The sequence below is a fragment of the Uliginosibacterium sp. 31-16 genome (assembly GCF_030730865.1).
Taxonomy (GTDB): Bacteria; Pseudomonadota; Gammaproteobacteria; order Burkholderiales; family Rhodocyclaceae; genus Uliginosibacterium.
This window is the reverse complement of record NZ_JAVALZ010000001.1, coordinates 523,314-536,604: the sequence shown is the minus strand read 5'-3', so window position 1 is coordinate 536,604 and position 13,291 is coordinate 523,314. Positions and strand designations below refer to the sequence as shown.

Sequence of the window (13,291 nt, the reverse complement as noted above, 5' to 3'; positions counted from 1 at the left end):
AGCCTCGCGGGACAAGGATCTTCAGCAATCCTGTCCGAAGATCCTTGTCCGGTGAGGTTCTTCGCGATGCATGCCTGCACAGGGTTGTCCGGTGCGTCTCTTCGGGTGGCTGGATGAGCAGGATTTACCCCTCGCCCGTGTTCCTTCACTCATGAAAGTCGTATTTGTCATTACCGGCCTGGTTGCTGGCGGCGCCGAAAACATGCTGCTCAAGCTGTTGTTGAACGGCCCGCATCTGAAAAACGCGACGGTGATCACGCTCAAGGCGGGTGGCGATCTTTTGCCGAGGTTTCAGGCGGCAGGCATCAGGGTGGAAACGCTGAACATGCATCCGGGTCGGCCCAATCCCCTTGCGATCTGGCGACTGGCGCGGCGCTTGCGCGCGCTGAACGCGGATGTGGTGTCGACCTGGATGTACCACGCCGACCTGATTGGCGGCCTGGCGGCTCGCTTGGCTGGCATTCCCGTGGCCTGGGGGATTCGCAACTCGGCGGTGGATGAACGCCTGACCAGTCGGGCCACGCGCGCGGTGGTCAAGTTGTGCGGCAGGCTTTCGCGTTTCGTGCCGGATGCGATCATCAGCTGTTCGGTGCGGGCGCGTGATATTCACGTGGCAGAGCACTATGCGTCGGACAAGTTTTGTCTGATCCAGAATGGTTTTGATCTCGATGCCTTCAAGCCGGACCTGGAGGCGCGCCTGTCCCTGCGTACTGAATTGGGGCTTGCGGCGGACGTGCCGCTGGCGGGCATGATTGCGCGCTATTCACCGCAGAAAAATCATGCAGGTTTTCTCGCAGCGGCGGCGCAGGTCTTGCAGCAATGTCCGGCGCAGCATTTTCTGCTCGCTGGCTTGGATGCTGGGCCTGATAATGCCGAGCTTGCTGCGCTGATCCGCGCGTATGGGCTGGAGGGGCGTGTGCATTGCCTGGGCTTGCGGCAGGATGTGCCCCGGATCACGGCAGCACTGGATCTGGCTTGTCTGTCCTCCATTTTCGGCGAGGCGTTTCCGAATGTGCTGGGCGAGGCATTGGCCTGCGGCGTGCCTTGTGTGGCGACCGACGTGGGCGATTCCGAGTCAATCGTTGGCGACTGCGGCCGGGTGGTGGTGCCGGGCGATGTGGCGGCGTTTGCCGGGGCGATGCAGGCCATGCTGACTTTGCCGGCGGCGGAGCGTGTCCGTATGGCCTTGCGTGCGCGCCAGCGCATGCTGGATGGATTCGAGATCCGGCATGTGGCGAGCTTGTACGAAGAAATTTTTGAGCACCTGGCGCATTTGCGGCAGGCGTAAGGATGGAGCGGGCGATGTGTGGATTTGCGGGCTATCTGACGGTGGGGCGTTCCGGCCTGGTGGCGGAGGCGGTGCTGCGCGCGATGAACGATCGCATCGTGCATCGCGGGCCGGATGATGCCGGGTATTGGTGGGACGAAGAGCAGGGGATTGCGCTGGGGCATCGGCGGCTTTCGATTCTGGATCTTTCGCCCGCCGGGCACCAGCCGATGGTTTCAGCTTGCGCACGTTACGTGATTGCCTTCAATGGCGAGATTTATAACCATATGGCATTGCGTGCCGAGCTGGAGGCGGCAGGCGCTGCGCCGGCCTGGCGCGGGCATTCGGATACCGAGACCCTGCTGGCCGGCTGCGCACACTGGGGGGTGAAAGCAACCCTGCAACGGGCCACCGGCATGTTTGCCTTGGCCCTGTGGGATCGCGAAACACGCGAACTGGTGCTGGCGCGGGACCGTATCGGCGAGAAGCCGCTGTATTACGGCTGGCAGGGGGACTGCTTGCTGTTTGGCTCGGAGCTGAAGGCGCTCAAGGCGCATCCGGCGTGCGTGGGTGAGATCAATCGCGATGCGATCACGCTGTTGCTGCGTTACAACTACATCCCCGCACCGCATTCGATTTACGCCGGGATCAGCAAATTACGCCCAGGTTGCCTGCTGAGCCTGAAGACAGGCGAACGGGTTCTGGGCGAAGAGTCTTACTGGGATCCGCGTGAGGCGGTGGCTGGCGGGCTGGCCGGGCTGGATCACCGCGCGCACGAAACAGCGGTCGACGAACTGGAGCGTCTGCTCAAGGATGCCGTCGCGCAGCAGATGGTGGCCGATGTGCCGCTGGGGGCTTTCTTGTCTGGCGGGGTGGATTCCTCGCTGGTCGTGGCGCTGATGCAGACACAGTCTGCCCGCCCGGTGAAAACCTTCACCATCGGCTTCAACGAAAAGGAATACAACGAGGCCGAGCACGCCAAGGCCGTCGCCCGTCATCTGGGGACCGAGCACACCGAGCTGTACGTGACGCCGCAGCAGGCGATGGATGTGATTCCGCACTTGCCGGAACTGTATGACGAGCCGTTTTCGGACGCTTCGCAGATTCCGACCTATCTGGTTTCAAAACTCGCACGCCAGCACGTGACCGTTTCGCTCTCCGGCGATGCGGGCGATGAATTGTTCTGTGGCTATACGCGCTATCTACTGGCGCTGCGCATGTGGGGCAAGCTCTCACGCCTGCCGGGCTTTGCGCGCAAGGCGCTGGGCGGGGCGATTCACGGCCTTTCGCCGCGCGTCTGGAATCGACTGCTTGGCCCGCTCACGCCCGTCATGCCGCGTGCGATGCGCCACGGCAATATCGGCGACAAGCTGCACAAGGGCGCGCGCGTGCTGGCGGCGGATTCGCCGCTGACCCTGTACCAGATGCTGATTTCGCACTGGCATGATCCGGCGGCGCTGGTGATCGGGGCTCATGAGCCGCCGGTGCGCATGACCGATGGCAGCATGATCGTTGGCGAAGCAGGCTTCGTTGAACAGATGATGGCGCTCGATCTGGCGGGCTATCTGCCGGATGACATCCTGGTAAAGGTCGATCGCGCGGCGATGGGGGTGTCGCTCGAAACCCGCGTGCCGATGCTGGACCATCGCGTGGTGGAGTTCGCCTGGCGCCTGCCGATGAACATGAAGATCCGCGGCCATGACAGCAAATGGGCGTTGCGCCAGGTGCTGTATCGCCATGTGCCGCGCGAGCTGATCGAGCGCCCGAAAATGGGTTTTGGCGTGCCGATTGGCGACTGGTTGCGCGGCCCCTTGCGCGATTGGGCGGAAGACCTGCTGGACGAGTCGCGCCTGCGCCGTGAAGGTTATCTGCGGCCAGAAGAAATTCGCCGGCGCTGGACCGAACATCTCTCGGGCCGGCGCAACTGGCAGTATCCGCTGTGGGATGTGTTGATGTTCCAGCAATGGCTGGCTCACGAAGGGGTGAGCTGAGCGTGGGGTCTCGCAAGCTGCTGTTTTTCGTGACGGAAGACTGGTACTTCTGCTCGCATCGCCTGCCCTTGGGTGTGGCCGCGCGTGCGGCGGGTTATGACGTGGTGGTGGTGACGCGAGTGCGCGAGCATGGCGAACGCATCACTGCAGCAGGCTTGCGTTTGATTCCGTTCGAGATGAGTCGACGCAGTGCCAATCCGCTGGCCGAGCTGGGCGTGCTGTGGCGCTTGTGGCGGGTTTACCGGACAGAGCGGCCTGACATCGTGCACCACGTCTCCCTCAAGCCGGTGCTGTACGGCAGTCTGGTGGCGAAGCTTGCCGGGATGCGTGCGATCGTGAATGCCATGGCCGGATTGGGGATATTGTTCAGTTCTGACTCGTCCAAAGCACGCCTGTTGAGGCCTCTGGTCAAAACGGTGTTCCGGTTGCTGCTGGGCGACCGGCGGGAGCTTCTGATCCTGCAGAATCAGGATAACGTGGCTGAGATGACCGAGGCCGGTATCGTGCCGGCTGAACGGATACGCCTGGTTCGAGGGGCAGGGGTCGATCTGGCCGAATTTGCCGTACAGCCGGAGCCCTCCGGTGTGCCGCGTATCCTGCTGGTGGCACGCATGTTGTGGGACAAGGGAGTGGGTGATTTTGTCGCGGCTGCACGTTTGCTGCACGAGCGTGGGGTTGTCGCAGAGTGCGTGCTGGTCGGTGAGCCCGATGTGGCAAATCCGGCGGCCATTCCTCTGCAGCAATTGCGGGCTTGGCACGCAGAAGGTGTCGTGCGCTGGCTGGGACGGCGTGAAGATGTGGCTGCCTTGTATGCCGGTTGTCACATAGCGTGCCTGCCTTCGTTTTATGGTGAAGGCATCCCGAAGTCATTACTTGAAGCGGCGGCGTCAGGGCGAGCCATCGTGACGACAGACGCACCGGGCTGCCGCGAGGTGGTGCAGCATGAGGGCAACGGTTTGCTGGTGCCGGTGCGGGATCCGGCAGCATTGGCTGATGCGTTCGCCCGGTTGGTGAGCGATGCGGAGCTGCGTCAGCGCATGGGCCGGGTCAGCCGCGAGCGTGCTGAACAAGAGTTTGCGCTAGCCTTGTCCGTGCAGCAGACGCTGGACGTCTACACGGAGTTGTTGCCAGGATGAAGATTCTCGTTACAGGTGCGAGCGGTTTTGTTGGCAGAGTGTTTTGCGAACGAGCTGAGGCTGCGGGTCATGCCGTGAGGCGAGTGTTCCGGCGGGCGGATCAGTCGGAGGACGCTTGTTTTGTGGGTGATCTGGCCTCTACACAGGATTGGTCTGCTGCGTTTGTAGGTGTCGAGGCTGTTGTCCACCTGGCCGCACGTGTGCATCAGATGCGTGAAAACCCCAAGGAGGCCGTACGAGCCTATCAGCAGATCAATGTGGATGCTACACGACGACTTGTGCAGCAGGCCGCCGAAGCCGGCGTGAAGCGCTTTATCTTCATCAGCAGCATCAAGGTGAACGGGGAGCGCACGGTGGGTGGGGCATTGACGGAAAACGATGAACCAGCCCCTTGTGATCTGTATGGCCGCTCGAAATGGCTGGCTGAGAAAGAGGTGCGCGAGCATGCCGAGGCCTTGGATATGGAGTGGACGATCATTCGACCGCCTCTGGTATATGGCGCGGGCGTGGGCGGTAATTTCGAGCGTCTGATGGGCCTTGTCAAACGTGGTGTCCCCCTGCCGCTGGGGCGGATGCGTGCACGGCGCAGTTACGTGAATGTGTGGAACCTGGTGGACCTGATCCTGCTGTGCTGCGAACACCCGGCCGCCAGCCGCCAGGTTTTTCTGGCCGAAGATGCCACCCTGACGACATCTGATCTGGTGAAACGGATTGGGCAGGCGATGGGCGCGCGCGCGCGCTTGCTGCCGGTCCCGCGCTGGCTGATGACGTGTGGCGAGCATCTGCCTGTTGTCGGGGCTGCGGTGAGCCGTCTGACGGGCGAGCTGGAGGTCAGTGCCGAGAAGGCACGTACAATGCTGGGCTGGCGCCCGGCTATCGATCTCGACGAGGGGCTGCGGCGCACCGTTTCACGCTATCTGAATCCTCCGGAAGATTGAGCACATGCAGATCGCCTTGTGTTCGCTGTCGCTCTTGTTGAGCGTCATCGGAACTTTCCTGCTCCGTCGCTACGCGCTGGCGAAGAACATCATTGATACGCCCAATGCCCGTAGTTCGCATACGGTGCCGACACCGCGCGGCGGCGGCTTGGCCATCGTGCTGACGTATCTGAGCGTGCTGCTGATCTGGCAGTTCGTGCACGGAATGCCCTCAGGTTTGTTCTGGAGCCTGTTAGCGGGTGGAGGCCTGATTGCCGTGGTCGGTTTTCTGGACGATCTTTTTTCGTTGTCGGCGCGCTGGCGTTTCGGTTTTCACCTGCTGGCGGCTGCTTTTTCTGTGTGGATGCTGGGTGGCTGGGAGCATCTTGATCTGGGTTTTGCGGTACTGGAATGGGGTTGGTTGGGGCATGTCAGCGCCACGCTGCTGCTTGCCTGGGCCATCAATTTCTACAATTTCATGGACGGCATCGACGGCTTGGCGGGCTCTGAAGCGGTTTTCGTGGCCGGGGCCGGTGGAGCCCTGTTGTGGCTGACGGGCGCTGATGCGATGCCACTGTGGCTACTGGCTGCAGCCAGTACCGGTTTCTTGATGTTGAACTGGCCACCTGCCCGTATTTTCATGGGGGATGCCGGGAGTGGCTTCCTTGGTTTTGCATTGGCCGTGCATGCCTTGCATGCAACAGTCTCCGGGGCTACCACGATCTGGCCCTGGCTGATCTTGATTGCTGTGTTCTTTGTCGATGCCACGCTTACACTACTACGCAGAATGGCGCGTCGCCTGCGGGTGACCGATGCACATCGTACGCATGCCTACCAGTGGGCCTCCCGGCGTGCGGGTGCGCATCGGCCTGTGACATTATCCGTGCTGATCATCAATCTGTTTGCCTTGTGGCCCCTGGCTTTGTCCGCTCAGGCTTGGCCTGTCTGGGCCATTCCTGCAGCATTGGTGAGTGTGGCCGTACTTTCTGGTCTGGCCTGGCATTGCGGTGCCGGGGTGCCGGAAGCTCCAGTTGAATACAGAAAACCGGATATTTCGTGATGCACAGAATCAGTCGTAAATCCCTGCTGGTATTCGTGTTTGATCTTGCGGCTGTCGCTCTGGCCTGGACGGGGGCATTCTGGTTGCGCTTCAATTTTGCCTGGCCGGACGACTATGCCCACACCATTGCGACAGGGCTGTTGGTCATCGTGCCTGTACACGCACTGGCTTGCTGGCTGGCCGGTTTGTATCGGGGGCTGTGGATTTTTGCCAGCCTGCCGGACCTGAAACGGGTGCTCAAAGCCGTGGCGGGAGCGCTGGCCGCCATGGTTGCCTATGCGCTGCTCTTCAACCCGCAGCCGTCGGTGCCCCGCTCTTTTGTCGTGCTTTTCCCGCTGCTGCTCACGGTCATGATGGCGGGCGGGCGGGTGGCCTACCGGATGTGGAAAGAGCATCGCATGTTTGGTGCTCTGGTCGGCCAGGGCAAGCCTGTGATCCTGATCGGGGCGGGGCGGGCAGCTTCCATGCTGGTGCGGGACATGGAGCGCAGCCCGGACTGGCGTGTCGTGGGCATTCTTGACGACAACGTTAACAAATGGGGGCGCGAACTGGGCTGTCATCGCGTGATTGGTGCCATCGATTCCTTGCCTGACGTGGCAGGGGATCTGAAAGCCAGACATGTCATTCTGGCGATTCCTTCGGCATCGGTCGGCCTGCGTCGCAAGGTCGCTGATCTTTGCGCCCAGGCCAGCCTGCAGTTGATGACCGTGCCGGCGTTGGAAGACATCATGTCCGGCAAGGTCTCGGTCAACAGCATTCGCCGGGTCGAGATCGAGGATCTGCTTGGGCGGGAAGCTGTTTCGATCGATTGTGCCGAGGTCGCTGCCCTGCTTTCCGGGCATACGGTGCTGATTACCGGGGCCGGGGGGTCGATCGGTTCCGAGCTCTGCCGCCAGTTGGCGCACTTTCTGCCTTCACGTCTGGTTCTGGTTGAACAGAGTGAATACGCGCTGTACACCATCGAGCAATGGTTTTCGAGCCACTACCCCGAGATGGAGGTTGTTCCGCTTGCTGCCGATGTGAAGGACCGGGGCCGTCTCGACGAGATATTTGCCGCCTACTCGCCGCGTGTCGTGTTTCACGCGGCAGCCTACAAACATGTGCCCTTGATGGAGGTGGGCAATGCCTGGCAGGCGGTGCGCAACAATGTGCTCGGCACCCTGAATGTTGCACGTTGCGCGCAAAAGCATCACGCCAGTCGTTTCGTACTGATCTCCACCGACAAGGCCGTCAACCCCACCAACGTGATGGGAGCAAGCAAGCGTCTGGCCGAAATGCTGTGTCAGGCTCTGACTGCCGCTGAGCCGGGGACCCTGTTTGAAACCGTGCGCTTTGGCAATGTGCTTGGCAGCAATGGCAGCGTCATTCCGAAATTTCAAGAGCAGATAGCCTGCGGTGGGCCGGTAACGGTGACACATCCGGAAATCACGCGTTACTTCATGTCCATTCCCGAAGCCGCGCTGCTTGTTCTGCAAGCGGGCGCGATGGGCGAGGGAGGGGAAATTTTCGTGCTGGACATGGGCGAGTCGGTCAAGATCGTTGATCTTGCGCGCAACATGATCCGGCTCTCGGGATTTACCGAGGAGGAGATCCGCATCGAATTCACGGGTCTGCGCCCTGGCGAGAAACTCTACGAAGAGTTGCTCGCAGACGCCGAGCAGACCCGTCCCACCCACCACCCCAAGCTGCGCATTGCGCGCTCTCGTCCGGTCGTGACGGACCTCGTGCAGGAGCTTGATGTCTGGCTGCATACGACGCCCAGTCCGAGCGACGAACAGGTGCGTTCAGAGCTGCGCCGCTGGGTGCCCGAGTACCAGCCCATGCCGCTGGAACATCCGTGTCGCGCAGAAAACCGCAACGGCGTGCTGCGCAAGGGATAACAGGCGCCGTGCTGGCAACGCGCTACCGCTACGTGATTGGCGATATTCAGGGCTGCCATGCCGAGTTCGTGGCCCTGCTCGAAAAAACAGCCTTTGACCCGGCCCGGGATCGCCTCTGGATCGCCGGTGACATGATCAATCGTGGCCCGGGCAATGTCGCCGTATTGCGGGATCTGATGGCGTTGGGCGAACGTGCGACCTGCGTGCTGGGGAATCACGATTTCTTCTTCCTGGCCGTGCTTGCCGGAGCGGTCGAGCCAAGCCCGGGCGATACCTTGCAAGACCTGATTTCTGCGCCTGATCGTGACGAACTGGTCGAGTGGCTGCGCCGGCGCCCCCTGTTTCACGTCGAAGACGGTTTTGCCATGGTGCATGCCGGCCTGCTTCCGCAATGGACAATCCAGCAAGCGCAGGCCCTGGCTGCAGAAGTGGAAGCCGAGTTGCGTGGCGAACACTGGCAAGCTTTTCTGCGTGGTCTGTGGGGCGGCAAGCCTGTGCTCTGGCGTGACGATCTGGCGGGCGCGGATCGCCTGCGCATCATCGTCAATGCGCTGTGCCGCCTGCGCTTCCTGCGTCCGGACGGGAGTATCGACCTCAAACCCAAAGGCCGCCCCGAGGACACGCCTGAACTCATCCCCTGGTACGACTTTCCGGATGCGCGCTGGCGGACCCATGCCGTGTTCCACGGCCATTGGTCCGCGCTGGGCTTTCGGGAGATGGGAGACGTGGTGGCACTGGACTCCGGATGCGTCTGGGGCGGCAGTCTGACAGCCTGGCGCCTGGAAGATCGTGCGGTTTTCAGTGTTCAAGGGGCGCCAGCGGCGCAAGGACACTTCGCCGGCGACTGAGGCGGTGGGCCACGTCATCTCGCGGGCGTTTGCATGAACTCCTTTCTGCGCCGCGGCGGAGGTGACTCACGATCACGCCGTGAAGCCTGAACACGGCTTCGTCTGCTGCGGGTGATCTGCCCGGAAATTCTTCAAGTTTTTGACCATGCCCCGGAGAGTCGCATCTGGCGTGCCTCTTGGGCAAGGCATGCCCGTCCGCCTTGCCGGGCAAGCCTGTGCAGGGCGGGGGGCTGAAGAAGTCCGCTGCATGCGGGTCTTCAGAGGGGCTGCCGTAAACAAAAAAAGCCGTCACTCGGGGGAGTGACGGCCGCAACGGAGGGCAGATTTGGAGACAGACCTCGTAGCGGTCTCTGCAAAAACCGTTACGACAGCAAGACGGACAGGGTTTGCAGGGCAAGCGCCTGTCTGTACTTTGCTTTGGGTGCACTACAAAGTGCATTGGTGCATTGTACGAACTTACCCCCTGCTGACAATAGGGGGTTGCCGCTTTGTAAGACAACCTGATGAACGGTTGTCCTTTTGGCGCACTTCGAGCACAGAAAAAAGGCCGTCACCGGAGAAGGTGACGGCCCGAAGGGGAGGAGCAGATAAGTGACTACAGCGCAGCAGCCTCCGCAAGAGCCGCAACACCCGCAGCAGCACACGCCCGGGGGCGCGTACCCTACTTCTTGACCCCGAACTTGTAGACGATCCTGCCGGTATAGAACTCGCCGGGCTTGAGGGTTGTCGTCGGGAAGTGCGCCTTGTTGGGCGCATCAGGGAAATGGGAAGGCTCCAGGCAGAATGCGCCACGGAAGGCAAACAGCCGGCCGCCCTTGCCTGCATCCAGTGGCGCCTTGGCGGCCAGATTGTTGCCGGAGAAGAGCTGAACGCCCGGCTCGGTGGTCCACACCTCAAGGCTGCGGCCGGACTTGGGGTCCACCGCGCTGGCGGCAAAATTCAGTGCGCCGGCAGTGGCAGGCGCATTGAGCACGTAGTGATGGTCGTAGCCGTTGCCGAGCTTGAGTTGTTCGAAATCGGCCCCGATATCCTTGCCGAAAGCCTTGGGTTTGCGGAAGTCCATTGGCGTGCCAGCCACTTCGGCTGCTTCGCCGGTCGGGGTGAGGTTCTTGTCGACCGGCAGGTAACGGTCCGCATTGACCGTCATCACGTAGTCGGTATTCAGCGTGGTCGGATCGCCGGCGAGATTGAAGAAGGTATGACCGGTGAAATTCGCCACCGTGGCCTTGTCCTGCGCCGAGGCGACCCAGTCGATGCTGAACTCGTTCTTGTCGTTGAGCGAATACACCACCGTCACGGGCAGGGTGCCCGGATAGTTCTCTTCACCATCCTTGAACACGTAGCTCAGCTCGACGGCGCTCGGCGACAGCTGGCGGGCGTTGAAGACCTGGAAGCGCGAGCCTTTCGCGCCACCGTGCAGGCTGTTGATGCCATTGTTGGCGGCGAGCTGGTATTCCTTGCCTTCCAGCGTGAATTTCGCGTTGCCGATACGATTTGCGTAGCGGCCGATGAACGCGCCCATCGAGGGCTGGCCGGCCATTACCGAATCAATGCTGTCAAAACCCAGTGCAATATCGGCGAAAACGCCCTTGCGATCCGGCACCAGGATCTGCTCGACCTTTGCGCCGTAGTTGGTGACCTTGATGGTCACACCGTTCCGGTTGCGCAGGGTGTAGAGATCAACCGGCTTGCCGTCGACCACTTTCTGGAAATTCTCGCGCTTGAGTTCGACCACGGTCGGGGCATACTTGACGCTGGCGGCCTGAACGTTCGGTACGGCCATGGCACTGACGGCCAAGGCGACTGCAACAGCAATGGATCGCATGGTTTCCTCCTGATGACGGGTTGTCTGGATGGTGAAACTGCCAGCGCATTGTACGAATCTGAAATCTGACAACATCATGGGTTTTCCCGAATATGTCTGACAAACTGACCGATGGCGTAGCGGCTCATTCCGGATTGCCTGTAGCCGTGCTGTCTGGCGGCTGTTTCTGGTGCCTCGATGCCGTTTATCGGGAATTGCGCGGAGTTCGCGAGGTGACTTGCGGATACATGGGCGGGCATTTGCCTGCGCCGGACTACGAAGCGGTGTGCTCCGGCACGAGCGGACACGCGGAAGTCGTGCGCATCGTGTTCGATCCGGTACAGATCAGTTTCCGCGATCTGCTGGAGGTGTTTTTCGTGATCCACGATCCGACCCAGCTCAATCGCCAGGGCAACGATGTGGGTACGCAATACCGATCAGCGATCTTCTGGCTGGACGAAGCACAGCGCAACGAGGCCGCGCAGGCGCTGACCGGGCTGGCGGGGGCATTTGCCGTGCCGGTGGTCACTGAACTGAGCCCGGCGACGCTGTTCCACCCTGCCGAGGACTACCATCAGGACTACTACCGCCAGCATCCGGGGCAGGGCTATTGCGCCTATGTGGTGGCGCCGAAATTGGCGAAATTCCGGACGAAATTCGTTTCTTTGCTGAAGCAGGACGCATGAACGAGATTGAACATATCGGTGCCGGCATCTGGGCCATTGACAGCGGCTACCTGCGCCCGCGCATGGATGCGCTGCATCTGATCGTCCAGGACGGCCGTGCGGCACTGGTCGAGAGCGGCACCACGCACTCGGTGCCGCGCGTGCTGGCAGCGCTGGCTGAAATCGGCATTGCGCCCGAAAACGTGGACTGGTTGCTGCTGACGCACGTGCATCTGGATCACGCCGGCGGTGCCGGTGCGCTGTTGCAGGTGCTGCCAAATGCGAAACTGGTGGTGCACCCGCGTGGCGCGCGGCACATGATCGAACCGGCGAAGCTGTGGGCCGGCACGGTAGCGGTGTATGGCGAGGCGTTTGCGCGTGAGGCCTATGGCGAACTGGTGCCGGTGGCTGCGGAGCGCGTGGTCGAGGCGGTGGACGGGCTGATGATTGATCTGGCCGGACGCTGGATCGAGGTACTCGATACACCGGGCCATGCACGGCATCACGTCTGCTACTTCGATACAGCTTCGCGCGGCTGGTTTACGGGTGACGCGTTCGGGCTCTCGTATCGTGAAGTGCATGCTGGCGGGCGTGCCTTCGTGCTGCCGACAACGACGCCCGTGCAGTTCGAGCCCGCCGCGATGCATGCGAGCATCGACAAGCTGATGGCGCGTGAGCCGGCCTGCATGTTCCTGACGCACTATTCACGGGTGACGGATGTAGCGCGTCTGGCGGCCGATCTGCATCGTCTGATCGATGCTTTCGTGGAGATAGCCAACGCTGCCGGCAACGTGGCGGAAGACATGCAGGTGGCGCTGATCCGGGCGGCGCTGGAAGCGCTGTTGCGACGTGAAGCGGCAGTGCAGGGCTGGGGTTTGCAGGGTAATGAGGTGGTGGCGCTGTACGCCGCCGATCTGGAACTGAATGCACAGGGTTTGCAGGTATGGCTGAAGAACAGGGCGTGAAGCCCGATTTTGAACGACGCTTTGGTGGTGTCGGGCGTTTGTATGGCGCGGCGGCCGCGCAGCGTTTCGCGCAAGCGAAGGTCTGTGTGGTCGGCATCGGCGGGGTGGGGTCCTGGGCGGCCGAAGCCCTGGCGCGTAGCAGCGTGGGGCAGATCACCCTGATAGACCTGGACATGGTGGCCGAGTCGAACACCAACCGGCAGATTCACGCGCTGGACGATGTGTGGGGGCAGGCCAAGGTCGATGCAATGCGCACGCGCATCCTCGCGATCAATCCGGCCTGTGCGGTGCATGTCGTCGAAGATTTCGTCACGGCCGACAATCTGGACGAATTGCTGACGGGGCACGACGTGGTGGTTGATGCGATTGACCAGGCCCGTGTGAAGGTCGCCATGGCGGCCTGGTGTCTGAAGACCCGCACCCCGCTTGTGATGGCGGGCGCTGCCGGTGGGAAGCAGGATCCGGCGCGGATCTGCGCGGATGACCTCTCAAGAACCACGCAGGACGCGCTTCTCGCGAAGGTGCGTGCGCAGCTTCGCAAGGAGCACGCGTTTCCGAAAGACCCGAAGCGCAAGTTCGGCATCACGGCGATCTATTCGACCGAACCGATCCAGCGGCCGGCTGTCTGTGAGACGGTAGACGGGGTGGAGGCGCCACAGGGGCTGTCCTGCGCCGGCTATGGTTCGGGCGTGTGCGTGACGGCGCCCTTCGGTTTTTTTGCCGCAGCGACGGCGCTGCGCATCCTCTCGCAAGGTTGA

Annotated in this window: 11 protein-coding genes; 10 read left to right on the top strand and 1 reads right to left on the bottom strand. The window is 61.8% G+C overall.

Annotated elements, in window-relative coordinates:
• Positions 1–151: 151 nt before the first annotated feature.
• From Q9Q94_RS02505 to Q9Q94_RS02475, 7 genes are read left to right on the top strand one after another with little or no spacing between them, the layout of a single operon-like run.
• Positions 152–1,288, top strand: a complete 1,137-nt coding sequence (locus Q9Q94_RS02505) for a glycosyltransferase (RefSeq protein ID WP_305978439.1) — start codon at positions 152–154, stop codon at positions 1,286–1,288.
• A gap of 14 nt (positions 1,289–1,302) precedes the next feature.
• Positions 1,303–3,258: an asparagine synthase (glutamine-hydrolyzing) gene (gene asnB / locus Q9Q94_RS02500; RefSeq protein ID WP_305978438.1), complete on the top strand. Its 1,956-nt coding sequence runs from the start codon at positions 1,303–1,305 to the stop codon at positions 3,256–3,258.
• A 2-nt stretch (positions 3,259–3,260) separates the two neighbouring features.
• Complete coding sequence (locus tag Q9Q94_RS02495) at positions 3,261–4,394, top strand: glycosyltransferase family 4 protein (protein ID WP_305978437.1); 1,134 nt, start codon at positions 3,261–3,263, stop codon at positions 4,392–4,394.
• Positions 4,391–5,332 (top strand): NAD-dependent epimerase/dehydratase family protein, encoded by a 942-nt coding sequence (locus tag Q9Q94_RS02490; protein WP_305978436.1) that lies wholly within the window; start codon positions 4,391–4,393, stop codon positions 5,330–5,332. Before Q9Q94_RS02495 ends, Q9Q94_RS02490 begins: the two co-directional genes overlap by 4 nt.
• Before the next feature lie 4 nt (positions 5,333–5,336).
• A complete protein-coding gene (locus Q9Q94_RS02485; RefSeq protein ID WP_305978435.1) occupies positions 5,337–6,371 on the top strand; it encodes a glycosyltransferase family 4 protein in 1,035 nt (344 codons plus the stop codon).
• Positions 6,371–8,251, top strand: a complete 1,881-nt coding sequence (locus tag Q9Q94_RS02480) for a nucleoside-diphosphate sugar epimerase/dehydratase (RefSeq protein ID WP_305979469.1) — start codon at positions 6,371–6,373, stop codon at positions 8,249–8,251. Before Q9Q94_RS02485 ends, Q9Q94_RS02480 begins: the two co-directional genes overlap by 1 nt.
• On the top strand, positions 8,209–9,099 hold the full coding sequence (locus Q9Q94_RS02475; protein ID WP_371929810.1) for a symmetrical bis(5'-nucleosyl)-tetraphosphatase: 891 nt from the start codon (positions 8,209–8,211) through the stop codon (positions 9,097–9,099). Before Q9Q94_RS02480 ends, Q9Q94_RS02475 begins: the two co-directional genes overlap by 43 nt.
• A 661-nt stretch (positions 9,100–9,760) precedes the next feature.
• Here Q9Q94_RS02475 and Q9Q94_RS02470 read toward each other — a convergent pair.
• Complete coding sequence (locus tag Q9Q94_RS02470) at positions 9,761–10,924, bottom strand: aldose epimerase family protein (RefSeq protein WP_305978434.1); 1,164 nt, start codon at positions 10,922–10,924, stop codon at positions 9,761–9,763.
• A 92-nt stretch (positions 10,925–11,016) separates the two neighbouring features.
• Here Q9Q94_RS02470 and msrA point away from each other — a divergent pair, with 92 nt between their 5' ends.
• From msrA to Q9Q94_RS02455, 3 genes are read left to right on the top strand one after another with little or no spacing between them, the layout of a single operon-like run.
• Complete coding sequence (gene msrA, locus Q9Q94_RS02465) at positions 11,017–11,589, top strand: peptide-methionine (S)-S-oxide reductase MsrA (RefSeq protein ID WP_305978433.1); 573 nt, start codon at positions 11,017–11,019, stop codon at positions 11,587–11,589.
• A complete protein-coding gene (locus Q9Q94_RS02460; RefSeq protein WP_305978432.1) occupies positions 11,586–12,533 on the top strand; it encodes an MBL fold metallo-hydrolase in 948 nt (315 codons plus the stop codon). Before msrA ends, Q9Q94_RS02460 begins: the two co-directional genes overlap by 4 nt.
• Positions 12,512–13,291, top strand: a complete 780-nt coding sequence (locus Q9Q94_RS02455) for a tRNA threonylcarbamoyladenosine dehydratase (RefSeq protein WP_305978431.1) — start codon at positions 12,512–12,514, stop codon at positions 13,289–13,291. Before Q9Q94_RS02460 ends, Q9Q94_RS02455 begins: the two co-directional genes overlap by 22 nt.

Excerpts from the sequence above, each read along its gene's own strand:
- asnB (WP_305978438.1), top strand. The coding sequence starts at position 1,303 with ATGTGTGGATTTGCGGGCTATCTGACGGTGGGGCGTTCCGGCCTGGTG.
- Q9Q94_RS02505 (WP_305978439.1), top strand. The coding sequence starts at position 152 with ATGAAAGTCGTATTTGTCATTACCGGCCTGGTTGCTGGCGGCGCCGAA.
- Q9Q94_RS02490 (WP_305978436.1), top strand. The coding sequence starts at position 4,391 with ATGAAGATTCTCGTTACAGGTGCGAGCGGTTTTGTTGGCAGAGTGTTT.
- Q9Q94_RS02460 (WP_305978432.1), top strand. The coding sequence starts at position 11,586 with ATGAACGAGATTGAACATATCGGTGCCGGCATCTGGGCCATTGACAGC.
- Q9Q94_RS02455 (WP_305978431.1), top strand. The coding sequence starts at position 12,512 with ATGGCTGAAGAACAGGGCGTGAAGCCCGATTTTGAACGACGCTTTGGT.
- Q9Q94_RS02480 (WP_305979469.1), top strand. The coding sequence starts at position 6,371 with ATGCACAGAATCAGTCGTAAATCCCTGCTGGTATTCGTGTTTGATCTT.
- Q9Q94_RS02470 (WP_305978434.1), bottom strand. The coding sequence starts at position 10,924 with ATGCGATCCATTGCTGTTGCAGTCGCCTTGGCCGTCAGTGCCATGGCC.
- Q9Q94_RS02485 (WP_305978435.1), top strand. The coding sequence starts at position 5,337 with ATGCAGATCGCCTTGTGTTCGCTGTCGCTCTTGTTGAGCGTCATCGGA.
- msrA (WP_305978433.1), top strand. The coding sequence starts at position 11,017 with ATGTCTGACAAACTGACCGATGGCGTAGCGGCTCATTCCGGATTGCCT.